This is a genomic window from Micromonospora sp. DSM 43699 (genome assembly GCF_055517075.1).
On sequence record NZ_JBTMMT010000030.1, the window covers coordinates 1 to 19,407 of the forward strand.

Consider the following 19,407-nt stretch of genomic DNA (forward strand, 5'->3'; position numbering starts at 1 on the left):
CGTCACCGCCACCCCGAATCGTCACCCAAACCTCTTTATCACCAGCCCAGCCAGCCCCAGCCCAGCCAGCGCGGGCGGGGCAGCGCCGGTGGGGCTGGCCGAGTGATCCGGTTGTCGCTCGGCGCGGTGATCAAGAAGTTTGGGTCAGCTTTCGGCGGAAGGTTGACGTAAACCTCTTGATCGCCGGGGACAGGGCGGGGCGCCGGGGACAGGGCTGGGCGCGGGGGACAGGGCTGGGCGCGGGGGACAGGGCGGGGCGCCGGGGACAGGGCTTGGCGCGGGGGACAGGGCGGGGCGCCGGGGATGGGGAGGGTGGGGTGGTGGGTGGGGGTTAGCGTGCGGGCATGAACGACTCTGCGGACAAGCGGTCCGCCTTCATCGTCGACGTGTTGAGCGAGGAGTTCGGCGCGTCGATGGCGCTCGATCCGGCGGCGTTCCGTCGCAAGTTCCGCAAGATGGCGGCGTCGCCGTTCTCCTTCTACCGGGGCAGCGCCGCGCTGTTCTACGCCGACCAGCGCGGCGACTTCGCCGACGACGCGTTCCTCGACGAGCGGACCAGCCGGGTGTGGATCCACGGCGACCTGCACGCCGAGAACTTCGGCACCTACATGAACGGCTCCGGGCACCTGGTGTTCAACGTCAACGACTTCGACGAGGCGTACGTCGGGCCGTTCTCCTGGGACCTCAAGCGGCTTGCGGCGAGCGTGGCGTTGCTCGGCTACGCCAAGGCGCTGTCCGACCGGGCGATCGGTGAGCTGGTCACCGGCTTCGCCCGGTCGTACCTGACCGAGCTGCGGGCCATCGCCGCCGGTGGGGACGACGCGATCGGGTCGATCACCCTGGACAACGCCGACGGGGTGCTGCGCCGGGTGCTCCAGCAGGCCCGGCTGAGCACCCGGGTCGACCTGCTGGCCGCGCAGACCACCGTCGACAACTACGAGCGGCGGTTCGCCCTCGGCGACGGGGTCTACGAGATCGACGGGGAGACCCGGGAGCAGGTCTGCGCCGCGTTCACCGGGTACCTGGGCACGTTGCCCGAGGCGACGGCCCGGTTGCGTCCGGTCGCCACCCAGATCAAGGACGTGGTGCTGCGCAAGGGGGTGGGCATCGGTTCGGCCGGGCTGCCGTCGTACAACCTGCTGCTGGAGGGGCACACCGAGGCGTTGGAGAACGACGTGGTCATCTACATGAAGCAGGCGCAGGTGCCAGCGGTGGCCAGGCATGTCGACGACGAACGGGTCCGGGGCTACTTCCGGCACCAGGGCCACCGGACGGCCGAGTCGCAACGGGCGTTGCAGGCGCACGCCGACCCGTGGCTGGGCTTCACCGAGCTGGCCGGGGCCGGTCAGCTCGTCGCCGAGGTCTCCCCGTACGCCGCCGACCTGGACTGGTCGGACGTCAACGAGCCCGAGGAACTGGCCGGGGTGCTCGCCGACCTGGGCCGGGCGGTGGCCCGGATGCACTCGGTCGCCGACGACGAGTCCAGTCACGACCTGGTGGACTACTCCACCGAGGAGGCGATCGTCGCGGCGATCGGCGAGGACACCGAGGGCTTCGTCGGGCACCTGGTCGAGTTCGCCCACGCGTACGGGGTCCGGGCCCGCACCGACCACCAGCTCTTCGTCGACCTGTTCCGTAACGGCCGGCTCCCCGGCATCTGAGCCGCACCACCGGGGATCACTGGCCGAACTCCAGCACCACCTTGATGTCCTCGTCGGCGTGCGCGTACGCCTGCGCGTACGCCGACACCGGCACCCGACGGGTGATCAGCGAGTTCAGCCAGGACTGGTCGGCCTGGGCGAGCGCCCGGGCGGCCAGTTCCCAGTGCCGCCGGTTGGCGTTGACCGAGCCGAACACCACGTTGTTCTCCAGCACCAGCGCCCGGTTGAGCGCCCCGGCGTCGAAGTCGATGGTCCGGCCCCCACTGGACACCCCGGTCAGGCAGACGATCCCGGCCGGGCCGACCTTGCACATGGCGTCCAGCACCACCGTCGGTGCTCCGGTGCACTCGACCACCACGTCCGGCTCGAAGTCCAGCTCGTTCACCGACACCGTGTGGTACGTCGCGCCGAGCGCCCGGACCAGGTCCGGTTTCGGGCCGGTGGTGCTGCGGTCCAGCACGTGCACCGACAACCCCCGTTGGACGGCCAGCAGGGCGGCCAGCAGCCCGATCGGCCCGGCTCCGGTGACCAGCACGGTCTGCGGCTTCCACTCGGCCCGGGTGCCGATCTGCGCGATGTGGTCCCACGCCTTCGCCACCACGCTCGCCGGCTCCAGCAGCATGCCGACCGGGGCGAGGACCGGGTCCAGCCCGACGGCGAACTTGGGTTGCACCCGCCACCGGTCCCGGGCGAAGCCGGACAGCCCCTTGATCCCATGCTCGGTGTACCGGCCGTTGCGGCACATGTCCCACTCGTCGACCGCGCAGTTCGGGCAGGGCACCGGGTCGGGGTGCCGGACGACGCCGGCCACCAGGTCACCGGCCTGCAGGGTGCCGGACGGATCCTCCAGCACCCGGCCGAGCGACTCGTGACCGAGCACCAGTTCCCGCTGGCCGGGCGGGGCCTCGCCGTAGTCCCCGGCGATGATCTCCTGGTCGGTGCCGCAGATGCCGACGGCGAGCGCCTCGACCAGGATGGCGCCCTCCTCGGCCGCCGGCTCGGGCCAGTCCTGCACCAGTCGCAGCGAGTCGCGGACCCCGGGAGTCACCGTCACAGCGCGCACGGCCCCATCTTTCCCCGCCCGGCCCCGGCCCGCTCGGCAACGCCACAGATGCCCGGCCCTGCCCTGCCCCGGCAGGCGCCACAGATGCCCCACCCCGGCCCGCCGGGCAGAGGCACGGAAAGCCCGGCTCGGCCCACGCAGATGCCCGCCCAGGCCCCGCCTGGCAAGCGGCAGACGCCGGGCGCCGGCCCGCCGGGCAGAAGCACAGAAGCCCGCCCGCTCGGCCCACGCAGATGTCCGTCGGGCGCGGACGACCGGACGGGCGCACCCGGGGCCGGGCCCACGGCCATAGGATCGACCGCATGACTCCGGAAGAGGTCGGTCGGCGGGTGGTCGCGCTGCTCACGCCGGTCGAGGCGACCGCGTCGGTGTCCGGCGGGCAGGCCCATGCCCGGGCCACCGTCGACGTACCCCCGACGGCCTGGGCGGACACGCTCCGCGCGGTACGCGACGACGCCGAGCTGGGCTGCGACTTCTTCGACTGGCTCTCCGCCGTCGACGAGTTGGCCGGCGGCTTCGACATCGTGGTCCACCTGTGGTCGACCCGGCACCGGCACGGGGTGCTGCTGCGGACCCGGGTGCCGAGGGAGACACCGACTGTGGCGTCGGTGGTCGACGTCTTCCCCGGGGCGGCGTGGCACGAGCGGGAGACCCACGAGATGTTCGGCGTCGACTTCGCCGGCCACCGGGGGCTGACCCCGCTGCTGCTTCCGCCGGAGTTCGAGGGGCACCCGTTGCGCAAGGAGTTCGTGCTCGCCTCCCGGGTGGCGAAACCGTGGCCGGGGGCGAAGGAGCCGGGCGAGTCCGAGGCCGGTGGCGGTCGCCGGGCGGTCCGCCCGCCCGGGGTGCCCGCCCCGGGGGAGTGGGGCGTGGTGCCGGCCCCGGCCGGTCCGGTGACGGTGGCTGCCGGGACGGCCCCGGCCCGCCCGCCCCGGGAGCGTCCGGCCCGATCCGCCCCGGGGGCCCGTCCGCCGCGTACCCCCCGCCCCGGCGCTGCCGGCGACGGCCCGGCAGCCACCGATCGCCCGGCTTCCGACGGACCCGCGGCGACCGGCGGCCCGACCCCCGGCGGCCCGACCGGCGGCCCGGCGCGCGGCGGCCAGGGCGGCGACGAGGGGGGTACGGCCTGATGCCGACCTGGTTGGAGCTGGTGATCCGGATCGGCGGGGTGCTCGTCGCCTTCCTCACCCTGCCGCTGATCGTCGGCCAGGCCGAGCACAAGGTGATGGCGCACATGCAGGGCCGGCTCGGTCCGATGTACGCCGGTGGTTTCCACGGCTGGGCGCAGCTCGTCGCCGACGGGATCAAGTTCGTCCAGAAGGAGGACATCACCCCGCGCGAGGCGGACCGGGCGGTGTTCCGGCTGGCCCCGGTGGTGGCCCTGGTGCCCTATCTGCTGGTGCTGCTGGTGATCCCGCTCGGCCCGGACGACCTGGTCGGGCAGCCGCTGGACATCGGGCTGTTCTTCGTCCTGGCGGTGGTCGGGGTCGGCGTGGTGGCGGTGCTGATGTCGGCGTGGGCCTCGGCCAACAAGTACAGCCTGCTCGGCGGGTTGCGCGGGGCGGCCCAACTGCTCGGTTACGAGCTGCCGCTGGTGCTGGCCGCCGCCTCGGTGGCGATGGCGGCCGGGACGCTGAGCCTCGGCGGGATCGTCGAGGCGTGGCAGCCGTGGTGGCTGTTCTGGCAGGCGCCCGCGATGATCGTCTTCTTCGTTGCCGGGCTGGCCGAGATCCGGCGGCCCCCGTTCGACATGCCGGTGGCCGACTCCGAGCTGGTCTTCGGTTACATGACCGAGTACACCGGGCTGCGGTTCGCGTTCTTCCTGCTCGCCGAGTACGTCGGCATCGTGGTGATCGCCGCGCTGACCACCGTGCTCTTCCTCGGTGGCTGGCAGGGGCCGTTCGCCGACGCCCAGCTCGGGTGGTTGTGGACCCTGCTGAAGGTCTTCGCCGTCTCGTTCGTGATCATCTGGCTCCGGGTTTCGTTCCCCCGACTGCGGGAGGACCAGCTCCAACGACTGTGCTGGCTGGTCCTGGTGCCGGCGGCGCTGGCCCAGTTGGTGCTGACCGCCGCCGTACGCCTGTCGTTGCACTGAGCCGGGCGTCCGGGATCACCGGACGCCCGGCTCGGTGCGGGTCGAGGTCGGGTCCGGCGGGGTCCCGGGCGGCTACCCGGGGCCCCGCCGGCACGCGTCACGGCGCGGCGTAGAGCAGGCGGTTGGGGGAGCCGGTGCCCGGGTTGACCACCTTGCCGGTGGTGGCGGCGGCGATCAGCGCGCTCTTGGCCGTGGCGAGGGTGGCCGTCGGGTTGGTCTGCCGGTAGCGGGCCAGCCAGCCGGTGACGTGCGGGGCGGCCATCGAGGTGCCGGACCAGCCGCTGGCCACGGCCGTGTTCGAGGCGATGCCGGCGGAGGTGATGTCCACCCCCGGGGCGAAGATGTCGACGCAGGTCCCGTAGCTGGAGAACGAGGCCCGGTTGTCGCTGATGTCGGTCGCCGCGACGGTGATCCCCCGGGTGGAGCGGGGGCCATTGGTGCAGGCGTCGGTGTTGAAGTTGTTGGCGATGAAGACGGGGTACACCCCGTGGTCGATCAGGTTCTCGATCGAGGTGTTGGCGGAGGTGCCGTAGCCCTGGAGGCTGAAGTTCGCCACCGAGGTGGTCGCGTGGTTGGTGGCCAGCCAGTCGACCCCCTCGATCAGGTCGGTGCTCCACCCTGAGTTGTCGCACTGGAGGACCCGGACCGCCCGGAGGGTCACCGACTTGGCGACCCCGTAGGTGGTCCCGCCGATGGTGCCGGCGACGTGCGTACCGTGGCCGTGGCAGTCGTTGGTGCCGTTGCCGTCGCCTACCGCGTCGTAGACCCCGGCGGCCCGGGTGCCGAAGTCGACGTGGGTGGCCCGGATGCCGGAGTCGACGATGTAGGCGGTCACCCCGGAACCGGTCGAGGTGTAGCCGAAGCTGTTGCTCAGCGGCAGGTTGCGCTGGTCGATGCGGTCCAGCCCCCAGGACGGCGGGTTGCTCTGCACCGCCTGGATCGACACCCCACCGGCTGCCGTCTTCCCGCGCGGCGTGGTGCCGGCCTGGGCCGACTTCCCGGTCCGGACGGGTGCCTGGCCGGCCCCGCTGGGGGTGGTGCTGGTCAGCCCGCCGTGGATGCGGGTGTCCCGCTCCACGTACTGCACGCTCGGGTCGCTGCGGACGGCGGCGAGGGCGGCCGGTGGCAGGACGGCGGCGTACCCGTCGAGGACCTGGGTGTAGCGGTTCAGCACGGTGCCGCCGGCCCGCTCGGCGGTGGCGGCGGACTGGCTGGTCCGGGCGAGGCGGGCGGTGCGCTCGCCGCTGCCCGGCTTGTCGGAGAGGACGACGATGTACCGGTCCGGCGCGGCCTCCGGGCCACCGGCCAGCAGCGGCGCGGGCGCGGCCCGCCCCGGGCCGGGAGTGCCCGGGGCCGCGACGGCGGCGTGGGTGGTGGCGAGCGCACCGGCGAGGACACCAGCGAGTACGCCCAGACGTGCGGCTGTGCTACCCAGCTTGCGCAAGGCTCGTTCCTCTCAACAGGGGAGTCCACAAAGGACAGTGCTGCCCGAAGCCGCCCGCAGATCGCGGCACCGAACCCCCCTAGTTGAACAGGTTATATTGACCATCGTGTTAACTCTTGAACACCCCACGTGAATGTGCGACACCTCTCAGTGCCCACCCCCGTGCCCACCCCCATGCCCACCACCGTGTCGATCATGGAGTGGTGGTGGGCGCTTGGCGCTGGTTCGAGACCTTTGCGGGCCACCACAACTCCATGATCGACAGCCTGTCGGTCTCGGGGTCAGCCGATCGGGGTGTGCGAGGGGGGGACCTGTTCGGTGGGGAGGGGAGGTTGGGGGGGAGTGCCTTTGCCGAAGGGGTGGCCGCCGAGGGTTTCCCGGCCGTGGGGGGAGAGCCAGTTGACGAGGTCCGGGCCGAGGGGGACCACGCCTGTCGGGTTGATGTCCCGGTGCACCTCGTAGTAGTGCCGCTTGATGTGGTCGAAGTCGATGGTGTCACCGAAGCCGGGGGTGGCGAACAGATCCCGCGCGTACGCCCACAGCACCGGCATCTCGCTCAGCTTCTGCCTGTTGCACTTGAAGTGGCCGTGATAGACCGGATCGAAGCGGACAAGCGTGGTGAACAGCCGCACGTCTGCCTCGGTGATGGTGTCGCCGACCAGGTAACGCTGGTTGGTGAGCCGGTCGCTGAGCCAGTCCAGCCGGTCGAACAACCGCCGGTACGCCTTCTCGTACGCCTTCTGCGAGCCGGCGAAGCCGCACCGGTACACGCCGTTGTTGACGTCGGCGAACACCACCGCGTTCACCTCGTCGATCTCGGCGCGCAGCGCCTCCGGGTAGAGCTGCGGGGCGCCCTCCCGGTGGTACGCCGTCCACTCGGTGGACAGGTCCAGGGTCATCTGCGCGTAGTCGTTGGTGACCACCTGCCCGGTCGGCACGTCGACGATCGCCGGCACGGTGATCCCGCGCTCGTAACCGGGGAACCGGGCGAAGAACGCGTCCGCCAGCCGTTCGATGCCGAGCACCGGGTCCCGCCCGCCCGGGTCCAGGTCGAAGGTCCAGCTCCGGGCGTCGTGGGTCGGCCCCGCCACCGCCATCGGCAGCGCCTCCTCCAACCCGAGCAGCCGCCGTACGATGATCATGCGGTTGGCCCACGGGCAGGCCCGGCTGACCACCAGCCGGTAACGGCCCGGCTCGACCGGATAGCCGTCCCGCCCGTCGGCGGTGATCCGGGTGGCGATGTACCGCTGGTCGCGGGTGAACTCACCGCCCGGCTCGACGTACTTGCCACCGGTCGTCGTGCCTGCCTCGTCGCCCACGTCGCCCCCAGAGTCTGCGTCGTTCGTGTCTCTGCCCCATCCTGACTGATCTCCGCGCCCTCGGCCCCCCGAGTGCCGGTCCCGGCACCGGGCGTAGTCCCCGAACGCGGGGGTCCGCCCCGGGCGTCGGCCCCCGGATACCTCTCCTGCGGGCGTCGGCCCGGCGGGCGGGCTGGTTACGCTGCCCGGATGATCGACGTGGAGGCGGTGGCCCGGCGGTTCGTGGCCGACGTGTGGAACGCCGGCCGCGAGGAGTCGGCGTACGAGCTGGTCGCCGAGGGGTGCCCGGGGCTCGGCGGCACCGGCCCGGCGGCGGTGCTGGCCTGGCACCGGGACCGCCGGGCAGCCTTCCCTGACCTGCGCTACAAGCTGGTGGACGTGGTGGCGACCGGGGAGCGGGTGGCGCTGCGCTGGCGGGCCGCCGGCACCCAGGCGGGACAGTTCGGCCCGGTGCCGCCGACCGGGCAGGTGGTCAGCTATTCCGGGGCGACGTTCCTGCGTTTCGACGCCGCCGGCCGGATCGTCGACGTGTGGAGCGTCAACGAGCTGTTCCAACTGCTGCAACAGTTGGGCGTGGAGATGCTGCCGCCGCTCACCGACGCCGGGGCGTGATCCGGGCGACCGACAGGTTCACCGGGAACGGCTCCCCGGTGTCGACGAACTTCGTCCACCGCCCGGTCTCGACGTAGGCCTCGTTCACCGCGTCGATCTTGTAGGTGTGCACGACCAGGCCGTCGTCCTCCACCTCGATCCGCCAGTAGAACGGGATGCCGGCCTGCGCGTACAGGGTCGGCTTGAGCACCCGGTCGATGGACCGGGTGCCGGGGGAGACGATCTCGACGGCCAGCACCACCTCGTGCGCCTCGTACCGGGACGGTTCGCGGGCGGCGGCGGTGGACGTGGTCACCAGCACGTCGGGGATGAAGGAGCGGGTCCGGTTGATCCGCACCTCCACGGCCTGGGTCACGTCGTAGTCGTCGGGGCATTCCTCTTCGAGCGCGACCATCAGGCGGCCGGCGATGGTCTGGTGGATGCGGGTGGGGGAGACGGGCAGGATCAGCACTCCATCGAGAAGTTCGCGGCGGCGGCCGTCCTCGGGCAGCGCGTCCAGATGGTCGGTCGTCCAACCGCCCTCGGGTGGCTGGTCGCTTCGCAACGCGGCGGTCATCGGTCGGTCCTTTCCGGTGCGTCGTTCTCCCCGGCTGTCACGGTAGCGCCGGCAAACGCCGGGTGGTGGTCGCGCGCGCCGTGGCCACAGGGCAGGATGAGCCCATGAGCGAGCGCATCAGGGCGACACGGTGAGCGAGCGCGGCGGCATTCCCGGCGAAGGGCTGGTGAAGGGGCTGGCGGTCACGTTGAAGACGATGACCCGCCGGTCGACCACCCAGCAGTACCCGGACGTCGCCCCCGAGCTGCCGCCCCGCTCCCGGGGCGTGATCGCGCTGCTGACCGAGAACTGCACGGTCTGCATGCTCTGCGCCCGGGAGTGCCCCGACTGGTGCATCTACATCGACTCGCACAAGGAGGAGGTGGCGGTGGCCGGCGCGGCCCGCCCCCGCCAGCGCAACGTCCTCGACAAGTTCGACATCGACTTCTCGCTCTGCATGTACTGCGGCATCTGCATCGAGGTCTGCCCGTTCGACGCGCTCTACTGGTCGCCGGAGTTCGAGTACGCCGAGTACGACATCAAGAACCTGCTGCACGACAAGGACCACCTCGGCCAGTGGATGGCCACCGTGCCGCCGCCGCCCGCGCACGACCCGCACGGCGAGCCGGCCAAGGAGGAGACCACCGCCGCGCGCAAGGCCGCCGCCCCGACCAGCTCCGCCGCCCGCCCCACCGTGGTACGCCCCGAGTCCGCCCCCGCCCCCGCCGCCCCCCGCACCGCCCCCGGCGTAGCCCCCGTCGCCCCCGAGCCCGGCCCCGCGCCCGCTCAGAGCCCGGAGCCCGGCCCCGCCCCCGAGCCCGGTTCTGCCGGCGACGGAGGTGCCTCGCGGTGACCGGTGCGGACGTGCTGCTGCTCGCCCTGGGCGCGGTGGCGGTCGGGTCGGGTGTGCTGGTGGTCGCCACGAAGCACCTGGTCCGGGCGGGCCTCTACCTGGTGCTCTGCCTGGGCGCGCTGGCCGGCGACTACCTGGTGCTCACCGCCGAGCTGGTGGCCTGGGTGCAGGTGTTGATCTATGTGGGCGCGGTGGTGGTGCTGTTGCTGTTCGCGGTGATGCTGACCCGCGCCCCGATCGGGGCCTCCGACGACCTGGACCGGCCGGGCTGGCCGGCGGCGCTGATCGGCGGCGGTGCCGGGCTGGGGCTGGCCGCGCTGCTTGTCGACGCGTTCCGCCTGTCGACGGTGGAGCTGCCGGCGGCGGGCACCGCCGAGGGCATCGGCGAGCAGGTGTTCCGCTCCTGGGTGCTGCCGTTCGAGGTGCTGTCGGTGCTGCTGCTGGCCGCCCTGGTCGGCGCGATCATCCTGTCCCGCCCGGACATCGGCCGCCGCCCCGCTGCCGCCCCGCAGTCGCGAACAGGGGAAATCCGGTGAGGCCGGTCATCCCGTACGTCACCGCGGCGCTGCTGTTCGGCCTGGGCGTCTACGGCGTGCTGCGCCGGCGCAACGCGGTGCTGGTGCTGATGGCTGTGGAGTTGATGCTCAACGCGGTCAACCTGATCCTGGTCACCGCGGACACCACGGTGCAGGCCGTGCTGCCGCACTCCGGGCAGGTCTTCGCGCTCTTCGTGATCGTGCTGGCCGCCGCCGAGATCGGGGTCGGGCTGGCCATCGTGCTCCAGCTCTACCGGCTCCGGGCCAGCGTCACCGTGGACGACGTACCGCTCACCGAGCCGGCCGTCGACCGGGTCGGGTCGGCCGTCGACCGGGCCGGGGTCGGTTCGGGCGGCGAGCGGACGGAGGTCGACAGGTGACCGGGCTGCTCGGGGCGGCACTGCCCCTCGTACCACTGGTTGCCGGGTTGCTCGGGTTGCTGCTGCCGCCGGCGCCGAAGGGACCGGCCAGCAGGGAAGGCGCGGCCACCGGGGAGGACGCGGCCCGGCGGGCGGCGATCGGCCTCGGGGTGGCCGGCGCGGCCGGCGCGCTGCTGGTCGCGGTGCTGCTGCTGGTGCGGCTCGGCGACCCGGTGGAGACCAGCACCACCTGGATCGACCTGGGTGGGCTGCGGGTCACCCTCGGGGTACGGCTGGACGGTGCCGCCGCGCTGGTCGCGGTCGCGGTGGCGGCGGTGGCGCTGGCGGTGCAGGTCTACTCGGTGGCCTATCTGCGGCGCGGCCCGCACGACGACGTCGAGGTGGACCACCGCTACCCGCCCTATGCGGCGCAGATCAGCCTCTTCACCGCCGCGATGCTGCTGGTGGTGGTCAGCGGGGACCTGATCCTGCTGCTCGTGGGCTGGGAGGTGATGGGCCTCTGCTCCTACCTGCTGATCGCCCACGACCGCCGGCTGCCCGAGGCCCCGGCCGCCGCGATGAAGGCGTTCCTGGTCACCCGGGCGGGTGACGTCGGTTTCCTGCTCGGCATCGCGCTGCTCGGCGTCTCGGCCGGCAGCTTCCGGATCGCCGACGTGCTCGCCCACGACTATTCCGCAGGCACCCTGACCGCTGCCTGCCTGCTGCTGCTCGCCGGGGTGGCCGGCAAGAGCGCCCAGTTCCCGCTGCACACCTGGCTGCCGGACGCGATGGCCGGCCCGACCCCGATCTCCGCGCTGATCCACGCCGCGACCATGGTCGCCGCCGGGGTCTACGCGGTGACCCGGCTCTACCCGCTGTTTACCCAGGCCCCGGTGGCGTTGGCGGTGCTCGGGGTGCTCGCCTCGATCACCCTGCTGCTCGGCGCGTTCGCGGCCACCGCCCAGGACGACCTGAAGCGGGTGCTCGCCTGGTCGACGGTCTCCCAGATCGGCTACATGACGGGCGCGCTCGCCGTCGGTGCCCCGGCCGCCGCGCTGTTCCACCTGCTCGCCCACGCCGCGTTCAAGGCGCTGCTGTTCCTCGCCGCCGGTGCGGTGATCCACGCCGTCGGCACCACCCTGCTGTCCCGGATGGGCGGGCTGCGCCGCAGCATGCCTGTCACCTTCTGGTGCACGCTGATCGGCCTGGGTGCGCTGGCCGGGGTGCCGCCGCTGTCCGGCTTCTGGAGCAAGGACGGGGTGCTCGCCGCCGCCGAGTCGGCCGCGCTCGACGGCACCGGTCCCGCCCCGGCCTGGGTCGGTTGGCTGGTCTGGCTGGCCGGGCTGCTCGGGGTGCTGCTGACCGCCGCGTACGCCACCCGGCTGCTGCTGCGCGCGTTCTTCGGCGAGCCCCGGCTGCCGCTGCTGCACCCGCACGACCCGCCGGCCCTGATGCGCTGGCCGGTGCTGCTGTTGGCCGTCCCGGCCACGCTGCTCGGGCTGGCGGGCTTCACCAGGTGGTTCTGGCACCGCCTCTTCTTCCCGACGGTGCCCACCCTCCCGCCCGGGGACCAGGTGCTGGTCCACCTCGGTCCGGCACTGCTGCTGCCGCTCGTGCTGCTGCTGGCCGGCGCGGGGCTGGCCTGGGCCGGTTGGCGGCGGGATCCGGCCGCCGACCCGGCCCGCGCGCTGGGTCCGCTGCGGCCGGTGTTCGCCCGCGCCTTCCGCCTCGACGACCTCCAGCACACCCTGGTCGTACGCCCCACGACGGCGCTGGCCCGGGTGGCGCGTACCGGTGACGAGGTGGGGGTGGACGGCCTGGTCGAGGGGGTGGGCCGGGGGGCGTCCGCCCTCGGTGCCGGGCTGGCCGGGCTGCACCGGGCGGCGCTGCCCCGCGCGACGGCGGCGGTGCTGGCCGGTGCCCTGCTGATCGGCCTGGCCGCCGCCCTGATCGGAGTCTCCTCATGAGCTTGGGACAGGTGTTGCTGGTCGCGGTGCTGGCGTTGCCGGCGGTGGGGGCGGCGCTGGTCGCCGTCGTGCCCGGGGAGCGGGCGGCCCGGCTGCTCGGCACGGCGGTCGCCGGGCTGACCCTGGTCGGGGCGGTGCTGCTGGTGCTCGGCGACCACGGCTGGTTCGGCTACGGCCCGGCCCCCGCCGTGCAGCCCTGGCACCAGGTCGACCTGCCCTGGGTGCCCGGCCTCGACCTGCGCTTCCACCTCGGGGTGGACGGCATCTCCTGGCCGCTTGTGGTGCTCACCGCGCTACTCACCCTGCTCTGCTGCGGCTACACGGTGCGCCGGGTGCCCGAGGGCGGGGGGAGCGGCCGGGCGCTGGTGGCGCTGCTGCTGGTGGTCGAGGTGGGCATCCTGGGCACCTTCCTCGCCCTCGACCTGGTGCTCTTCTTCGTCTTCTTCGAGGTCGTCCTGCTGCCGATGTACGCGATCATCGCCGGCTGGGGCGGCACCGGTGCGGACCTGCCGGCCCGCGAGGCGGCCCGTGCGGCGGCCCGCAAGTTCGCCCTCTACACGCTCTTCGGCTCGGTGCTGCTGCTGGTCGGCGTGTTCGTGGTGGTGGCCGCCGCCGGCACCGCCGACCTCGTCGCGCTGACCGGTGGGGCGGGGTTGTCCCGGGGCACCCAGTTGGCCGCGTTCACCCTGCTCGGGCTGGCGTTCGCGGTGAAGGCACCGCTCTGGCCGCTGCACTCCTGGCTGCCCGACGCGCACACCCAGGCCCCCACCGTCGGCAGCGTCATCCTCGCCGGGGTACTGCTCAAGATGGGCACGTACGGCCTGATCCGGATCGCGGTCGGGGTGGCCCCGGAGGGTGCCCGCTGGGCTGCGCCGGTGCTCGGCGTGCTGGCCGTCGCGGCGATCCTGGTCGGCTCGCTGGTCTGCCTGGCGCAGGAGGACCTGAAGCGGCTGATCGCCTACTCCAGCGTCGGGCACATGGGGTTCGTGCTGCTCGGGGTGGCGACGCTGACCGCCACCGGCATCCAGGCGGCGCTGATCGGCAACGTGGCGCACGGGGTGATCACCGGGCTGCTCTTCTTCCTCGCCGGGGCGGTCAAGGACCGGGCGCACACCGGGGCGCTGGCCGAGCTGTCCGGGCTGCGGGAGACCGCGCCCCGGCTGGCCGGGCTGCTCGGCTTCGCGGCGGTCGCGTCGCTCGGCCTGCCCGGGTTGGCGGGTTTCTGGGGTGAGGCGTTCGCCGTGGTCGCCGCCGTCGAGCGGGGCGGGCCGCTGTGGACCACCCTGGCGGTGCTGGCGGCGGTCGGCGGGGCGCTCACCGCCGCGTACTTCCTGCGGTTGCTGCGCCGGGTGACCCACGGGCGGCCGAGCCCGGTGGTCGGCCGGTTCACCCCCGCCCTGGCCGGGGTGGAGCTGACCGCCTGGGTGCCGCTGGTGCTGCTCGCCCTCGCCGTCGGCCTGGTGCCCACCCTGGTCCTCGGTTACGCCACCGGCCCGGTGGACGCCCTGGTGGGGATCGTTCGGTGAACGGGGTGCTTCGGTGAGTCTGGTGCAGAGCGTCGACAACGTGGCGTTGCTGCCGGCGTACCTGGCGGCCGGCACCGCCGTACTCGTGCTGCTGGCGGATCTGCTGATCGGCCGGGCCGGCGCGACGGTGGCCGTGGCCTGCGCGGGCGTCGTCGCCACCGGGGTCGGCGCGGTGGTGGTCGGCGCGGCCGGCACCCGGCGGACGTTCTGCGTCGGTGCCGACTGCTCGTGGGTGTTCGACGGCCGGGCGGCCCTGATCGCGGGGGTGTTCGCCCTGCTCACCTTGGGCGTGCTCGGGCTCTCCGGTCCGCTGCTGCGCGGCGGTCCGACACCTGTCGGCGAGTACTGCTTCCTGCTGGCCTGCTCGATGACAGGTGGCGTGGTGCTCGCCGCGGCCGGCGACCTGATCACCCTGATCGTCGCCCTGGAGACCCTGACCCTGCCGCTGTACGTGCTTGTCGGCCTGCGCCGGGGCAGCCTGGCCAGCGCCGAGGCGGCGGTCACCTTCTTCGTGGTGAGCGTGGTGGCGACGACAGTCACCCTGCTCGGCGCGGCCCTGCTCTACGCGGCGACCGGTGGCCTGCACCTGGACCGGCTCGGTGGGTTGCTGGCCGATGCGCCCGACCTGCCGTTGATCCCGGCGGCGGTGGCGCTGGTGGTGCTCGGGCTGGCCTTCAAGGTGGCGGCGGTGCCGTTCCACGCCTGGGCGCCGGCCACCTACGACGGCGCGCCGCTGCCGGTGGCGGCCTACCTGTCCACCGCGTCGAAGCTGGGCGGGGTGGTGGCCCTGCTCGCGGTGGTGCAACGGGCACTGCCGGCCGAGGTGACCGGCCCGGTGCTGGCCCTGCTGGCGGTGCTCACCATGACCGTGGGCAACCTGGTGGCGCTGCGCCAGCGGCGTACCGTCCGGTTGCTCGCCTGGTCGTCGGTGGCCCAGGCCGGTTACATCCTGGCCCCGCTGGGGGTGCTGGCGCTGACCGCCGGCCGGGGCGACGACGTCCGGGCCGGGGCGTACGCCGCCGCGGTGGCGTACGCGGTCTTCTTCGTGGTGGTGGAGCTGGCGGCGTTCGCGGCGCTCGTGGCGCTGCGCCCGGCGGGTGCGGACGGCGGCACGGTGGCGGACCTGCGCGGAGTGGCCCGGCGGCGGCCCTGGGCCGGGGCGGCGTTCGCGTTGGCCCTGGTCGGGTTGGCCGGCCTGCCTCCCGGGCTGGCCGGGCTGTTCGCCAAGGTGACTGTGGTCCGGGCGCTGCTGGACGGCGGGGCCGGCTGGCTGGCCCTGGTGGTGGCGCTGAACGCGGTGATCGGCCTGGCGTACTACCTGCGCCTCGCCGCCACCCTCTACGCCGACCCGACCCCGCTGCCGGCCTCCCCGGCCCTCGCCGGGGCACCGACCGTGCCGGCCGGGGAGCCCACCGGGGTCGCACTCGGTGTCGCGTCCGGTCGGGCGGCCTGGCCGGTCACCGTGGCGCTCGCCGGGGCGACCGCGCTGGCCGTGGTGATCGGCTTCGCCCCCCAACTGGTGCTGGACCTCGCGGCCCGCTGACCCGGCGGCCCGCTGACCTGGTGTCCCGGGTCGTCCCTGGTGTCCGGTCCGTCCAGCGGGTTCACAGCTTCCTTCAGTCAACTGCCAGTCATGAGCTGGATGGTTGACGGGTACCGGTGACGTTGTACCGGTCAGCGGGTCCCGCGCGACCCGCGCACCGAAGGAGCGATCGTGCATCACAACCGTCTGAAGACCGCAGCGCTGCTGGGCCTGCTGACCTCGCTGATCCTCGCGGTCGGCTACTGGTTCGGCGGGAGCGGCGGCCTCGTCATCGCCGTCGTCGTCTCGTTGCTGATGAACGGTGTGACCTATTTCTTCTCCGACAAGCTGGCGTTGCGCTCGATGAAGGCGCAACCGGTCAGCGAGGCCCAGTTCCCCGAGCTGTACCGGATGGTCCGCGAGCTGGCCACCGAGGCCGGGCAGCCGATGCCCCGGCTCTACGTCAGCCCCACCGCGCAGCCCAACGCGTTCGCGACGGGTCGTAACCCGGCCAACGCGGCGGTCTGCGTCACCCACGGGATCACCGAGATCCTCGACTACCGCGAGCTGCGCGGGGTGATCGGCCACGAGCTGTCGCACGTCTACAACCGGGACATCCTGATCTCCAGCGTGGCGGCCGGTCTGGCCGGCATCATCACCATGCTGGCGAATCTGGCGTTCTTCATCCCGCTGGGCGGGAGCAACGACGAGGACGGCCCGAACCCGGCGGTGTTGCTGCTCACCATCATCCTCGGCCCGATCGCGGCCACCGTGATCCAGTTGGCGATCAGCCGGAGCCGGGAGTTCCAGGCGGACGCCTCGGGCGCGCAGCTCACCCGGGACCCGTTGGCACTGGCCAGCGCCCTGCGCAAGATCCATCTGGGCACCCAGGCCCGACCGCTGCCCGCCCAGGGCCAGCTGACCAGCACCGCCCACCTGATGATCGACAACCCGTTCAAGCGGGGTGGCGGCATCGCCGCGCTCTTCTCCACCCACCCCAGGATGGAGGAGCGGGTGGCCCGGCTGGAGCAGATGGCCCGCAACGCCGGGCCGGTGCAGTTCCAGCGCTGACCCGATCCCGAGCGACACTGACCGCGCCCGCGTCCGCCCCGGACGCGGGCGCGGTCGTCTGGTGTCAGCGGGGAGAGCCGGTCGGCTGCGGGCCGGTGTCGGCCGGCAACCGGTCGGGGCGGGTCAGCAGCACCACGACCAGCAGCAGCACCCCGGCCAGCAGGTACGCCACGGCGGGCCCGAACAGCGCGGCGGCCGACCCGAGCAGGAAGATCCCGCAGCCGCCGACGACGATGTTGGCGGCCACGATGGTGGCCTCCACCTGCCCCATCCGTTCCACCGGGGCCAGCCGGGCAAAGGTGGCCTGCGCGCCGATCAGCCAGCCGCCGCCCGCGCCGATCAGCGCGTTGGCGCAGGCCAGCGCCCAGACCGGGGCGTGCACGGCGACCAGGAGGGCGGCCAGCAGCAGCGCCCCGGCCAGGGCGGCGGCCACGGCGACCTGCCCGGTCAACCGGCCCAGCCAGGTGCCGCGCCCCAGCGCCAGCACGAAGATCGCCCCGCCCAGCGCCGACGAGGCCAGCACCACCGGCCGCCAGGCCCCACCGGCGAGGTTCGGGGCGAGGGTCTCGGGCAGTGCGCCGGAGAGCACCGTGCCGAGGGTGAGCAGGGCGACGCCGCGCAGCACCGGGTGCCCGGCGATGGTCCGGATGCCGGCGGTGGCAGGTGGGCGCTGACCGCGCCGCCGCTGCTGCCCGGTCGGCAGCCCGGCCAGCACCATCGCCGCGACCAGGAACGAGACCAGGTCGATCAGGAGCGCCACCCGGGGGCCGAGCGCCACGGTGATGCTCGCCCCGGCGACCAGGCCGATCACCTGCCCGGCCTGGTTGGCGAACGCGGACAGGCCGAACAGCGGCAGCCGCAGCGTGGCGTCCACCGCCTCGGCGGCGACCGCCACGTTGACGCTGGAGTAGGCGGCCCGGACCGCGCCGAGCAGCCCCGCCGCGACGATCGCCGGCACCGGCTCGGGCACCGCCAGGGGGACCGCGATCAGCACCGCGCCGGCCACCGAGAGCCAGACCAGCAGGGTACGGCGGGCCGGCACGTCCAGCCAGCCGCTGAACACCGTGGCGACAAGCAGGGCCGGCAGGGCGCGGGCGGCGTACACGGCGGCGGGCCCGAGGACCGACTGCGTCTGGTCGTACGCGAGCAGCAGCAGCGCGGCCAGCCCGACGAAGTCGCCCAGCTCGGAGATGCCCCGGGCGGTGACCAGGCGGGAGGCCACCGGGTGGCGGAACAGGGCCCGGTAGCCGGGGGGCGGCGCGAGCCGTGCGTCGGCGTCGGTCATCAGCTCGGCCGTACCTCCCTGCGGCGTCGGAATGAACCTGTAGGGCACATCCATCTGGTTCGATCAGCAAGTTACCCTCTCGCCGCCACCGGGTCAGCGGCCCGGGGTGTGAGTGAATCGACCATTCCCGGAGCGACCTGCGGCGTTAGGGTCTACAGGGTTCTGACTCGTTACCTGATCGTCTCCTTGGGGGTGCACCGTGGCCGCACTGCGCCAGTACCTGGGCGTCTGGCGGATTCCCGGGGCGCCGCTGCTGCTGCTCCTCGGTGTCGTCGGCCGGCTCGGCATCGGGATGACCCCGCTGGCGTTGCTGCTGGTCGTGGAGCAGGTCACCGGCCGGTACTCGCTCGCCGCCGTGGCCGGCGGCATCTACGCGCTCTCCGGTGCCGCGCTCAGCCCGGTCGCCGGCCGGCTGGCCGACCGGGTCGGCCCCACCCCGGTGCTGCTGGTCACCGCCGTGGCCCACCCGCTGGCCCTGTTCGGGCTGCTCGGGGCGAGCCGCGCCGACGGCACCGACCTGCGCCTGATCTACCTGGCCGCCGGGGTGGCCGGGGCCACCTACCCGCCGCTGACCGCCGCCATCCGGGGGGCCTGGAACGACCTGACCGCCCCGGCGACCGGCCGCTACCAACTGCGCAACACCGCGTTGGCCGCCGAGACGTCGCTGTTCGAGGTCGTCTTCGTCATCGGCCCGCTGCTGGTGGCCGGCTTCGTCCTGCTGGCGGATGCCGCCGCCGCCCTGGTCGGCGCGGCCGTGGCGACCCTGGTCGGCACCGCCGGGGTGGCGCTGGGCCGGGTGATGCGCGCCTGGCGACCGCACGCCCGCGAGCACCACGCCCGGGGTCTCGGCCCGCTGCGGGTGGGTGGCTTCCCGGCGCTGCTGGTCTGCGTGGCGGGCCTCGGCATCGCCTTCGGCGCGGCCGGGGTGATCGTGCCGGCGTTCGCCGGCAACCAGCCCACCGACGACCCGCAGAGCCTGGCCGGCGTGCTGCTCGCCGTCTGGGGGGCGGGCAGCGCCGTGGGTGGTTTCTGGTTCGGGGTACGCCGCCCGGCGGCCAACATGACCCGACAGTTCGCCTGGCTGCTCGCGGCGGTGGCCGGCACCCTGGCGCTCTTCGCGGTGATGCCCGGCCCGGTGTCGCTCGGCGTCGCCCTGGTGATCGGCGGGGCCACCATCGCCCCCGCGCTGACCCTGGAGAACACCCTGGTCGGACGGATCACCCCGACGGGCATGCTGAACGAGGCGTACACCTGGGTGGTGACCGTGTCGGTGGCGGCGAGCGCGGCCGGCGGCGCGGTCGCCGGCCTGATCGTCGACCACACCGGCGGGGTGCCCTGGGCGTTCCTCTTCGCCGCCGCAGCCGTCGGCGTCGGGGCCGGCGTCGCGGCGCTGCCCGGCGGCCCGATCGCCCGCGCCGAGGCCGCCGCCACCTGCACCGAACACCCCGTCACCGTCTGATCCGCGCGCCCGTCACCGCTTGCCGGGGTACGCCGTAGCGCACCGCCCGATCCGGTACGCGCGCCGAGCGGCCGTCCCGTCCAGGGGCGACCGCTCGGCG

The 19,407-nt window shown here is 73.6% G+C and carries 17 protein-coding genes; 12 read left to right on the top strand and 5 right to left on the bottom strand.

Annotated features, from left to right (window positions below):
• The first annotated feature begins 344 nt into the window (after positions 1 to 344).
• On the top strand, positions 345 to 1,661 hold the full coding sequence (locus tag AC0AIB_RS16485) for a DUF2252 domain-containing protein (protein WP_328342745.1): 1,317 nt from the start codon (positions 345 to 347) through the stop codon (positions 1,659 to 1,661).
• A 16-nt stretch (positions 1,662 to 1,677) separates the two neighbouring features.
• Here AC0AIB_RS16485 and AC0AIB_RS16490 read toward each other — a convergent pair whose 3' ends face one another.
• Positions 1,678 to 2,724, bottom strand: coding sequence for a glucose 1-dehydrogenase (locus AC0AIB_RS16490; RefSeq protein WP_465096999.1), 1,047 nt, complete (start codon positions 2,722 to 2,724; stop codon positions 1,678 to 1,680).
• A gap of 302 nt (positions 2,725 to 3,026) precedes the next feature.
• On the opposite strand from AC0AIB_RS16490, the gene AC0AIB_RS16495 reads away from it, so the two are divergent.
• Entirely contained in the window at positions 3,027 to 3,854 is an 828-nt protein-coding gene (locus AC0AIB_RS16495; protein ID WP_328342751.1) for an NADH-quinone oxidoreductase subunit C, read from the top strand.
• Positions 3,854 to 4,819 (top strand): NADH-quinone oxidoreductase subunit NuoH, encoded by a 966-nt coding sequence (gene nuoH, locus AC0AIB_RS16500; protein ID WP_328342753.1) that lies wholly within the window; start codon positions 3,854 to 3,856, stop codon positions 4,817 to 4,819. Before AC0AIB_RS16495 ends, nuoH begins: the two co-directional genes overlap by 1 nt.
• Positions 4,820 to 4,916: 97 nt before the next feature.
• On the opposite strand, the gene AC0AIB_RS16505 is transcribed toward nuoH, so the two are convergent.
• Positions 4,917 to 6,263: a S8 family peptidase gene (locus tag AC0AIB_RS16505; RefSeq protein ID WP_328342755.1), complete on the bottom strand. Its 1,347-nt coding sequence runs from the start codon at positions 6,261 to 6,263 to the stop codon at positions 4,917 to 4,919.
• 281 nt (positions 6,264 to 6,544) lie between these two features.
• A complete protein-coding gene (locus tag AC0AIB_RS16510; protein ID WP_328342758.1) occupies positions 6,545 to 7,582 on the bottom strand; it encodes a glutathione S-transferase family protein in 1,038 nt (345 codons plus the stop codon).
• Between the two features lie 189 nt (positions 7,583 to 7,771).
• Here AC0AIB_RS16510 and AC0AIB_RS16515 point away from each other — a divergent pair, with 189 nt between their 5' ends.
• Positions 7,772 to 8,194, top strand: coding sequence for an ester cyclase (locus AC0AIB_RS16515; RefSeq protein WP_328342760.1), 423 nt, complete (start codon positions 7,772 to 7,774; stop codon positions 8,192 to 8,194).
• On the opposite strand, the gene AC0AIB_RS16520 is transcribed toward AC0AIB_RS16515, so the two are convergent.
• On the bottom strand, positions 8,175 to 8,750 hold the full coding sequence (locus tag AC0AIB_RS16520; RefSeq protein WP_328342762.1) for a Uma2 family endonuclease: 576 nt from the start codon (positions 8,748 to 8,750) through the stop codon (positions 8,175 to 8,177). The genes AC0AIB_RS16515 and AC0AIB_RS16520 overlap by 20 nt on opposite strands.
• A 130-nt stretch (positions 8,751 to 8,880) precedes the next feature.
• On the opposite strand from AC0AIB_RS16520, the gene AC0AIB_RS16525 reads away from it, so the two are divergent.
• The 7 genes from AC0AIB_RS16525 to htpX all read left to right on the top strand — a co-directional run bounded on the left by AC0AIB_RS16525 (position 8,881) and on the right by htpX (position 16,563).
• Positions 8,881 to 9,582 (top strand): NuoI/complex I 23 kDa subunit family protein, encoded by a 702-nt coding sequence (locus AC0AIB_RS16525; RefSeq protein ID WP_465097000.1) that lies wholly within the window; start codon positions 8,881 to 8,883, stop codon positions 9,580 to 9,582.
• Positions 9,579 to 10,118: an NADH-quinone oxidoreductase subunit J family protein gene (locus AC0AIB_RS16530; RefSeq protein ID WP_328342766.1), complete on the top strand. Its 540-nt coding sequence runs from the start codon at positions 9,579 to 9,581 to the stop codon at positions 10,116 to 10,118. The genes AC0AIB_RS16525 and AC0AIB_RS16530 overlap by 4 nt, the downstream gene beginning before the upstream one ends.
• Positions 10,115 to 10,498 carry an NADH-quinone oxidoreductase subunit NuoK gene (gene nuoK, locus AC0AIB_RS16535; RefSeq protein ID WP_328342768.1) on the top strand — a complete coding sequence of 128 codons (384 nt, stop codon included), beginning with the start codon at positions 10,115 to 10,117 and terminating at the stop codon, positions 10,496 to 10,498. Before AC0AIB_RS16530 ends, nuoK begins: the two co-directional genes overlap by 4 nt.
• Positions 10,495 to 12,444 carry an NADH-quinone oxidoreductase subunit 5 family protein gene (locus tag AC0AIB_RS16540; RefSeq protein ID WP_465097001.1) on the top strand — a complete coding sequence of 650 codons (1,950 nt, stop codon included), beginning with the start codon at positions 10,495 to 10,497 and terminating at the stop codon, positions 12,442 to 12,444. The genes nuoK and AC0AIB_RS16540 overlap by 4 nt, the downstream gene beginning before the upstream one ends.
• The gene (locus AC0AIB_RS16545) at positions 12,441 to 13,970 is read left to right on the top strand and encodes a complex I subunit 4 family protein (RefSeq protein ID WP_465097002.1); all 1,530 of its coding nucleotides are present in this window, start codon (positions 12,441 to 12,443) and stop codon (positions 13,968 to 13,970) included. Before AC0AIB_RS16540 ends, AC0AIB_RS16545 begins: the two co-directional genes overlap by 4 nt.
• 13 nt (positions 13,971 to 13,983) lie before the next feature.
• Positions 13,984 to 15,513 (top strand): NADH-quinone oxidoreductase subunit N, encoded by a 1,530-nt coding sequence (locus AC0AIB_RS16550; protein ID WP_465097003.1) that lies wholly within the window; start codon positions 13,984 to 13,986, stop codon positions 15,511 to 15,513.
• A 171-nt stretch (positions 15,514 to 15,684) separates the two neighbouring features.
• Positions 15,685 to 16,563 (top strand): zinc metalloprotease HtpX, encoded by an 879-nt coding sequence (gene htpX / locus AC0AIB_RS16555; RefSeq protein ID WP_282268412.1) that lies wholly within the window; start codon positions 15,685 to 15,687, stop codon positions 16,561 to 16,563.
• Between the two features lie 64 nt (positions 16,564 to 16,627).
• Here the strand turns inward: htpX and AC0AIB_RS16560 are convergent, their stop codons facing one another.
• Positions 16,628 to 17,848 (bottom strand): MFS transporter, encoded by a 1,221-nt coding sequence (locus AC0AIB_RS16560; protein ID WP_465097004.1) that lies wholly within the window; start codon positions 17,846 to 17,848, stop codon positions 16,628 to 16,630.
• A gap of 199 nt (positions 17,849 to 18,047) precedes the next feature.
• Between AC0AIB_RS16560 and AC0AIB_RS16565 the strand changes: the two genes are divergently transcribed.
• The gene (locus AC0AIB_RS16565; protein ID WP_465097005.1) at positions 18,048 to 19,307 is read left to right on the top strand and encodes an MFS transporter; all 1,260 of its coding nucleotides are present in this window, start codon (positions 18,048 to 18,050) and stop codon (positions 19,305 to 19,307) included.
• The last annotated feature ends 100 nt before the right edge of the window (positions 19,308 to 19,407 follow it).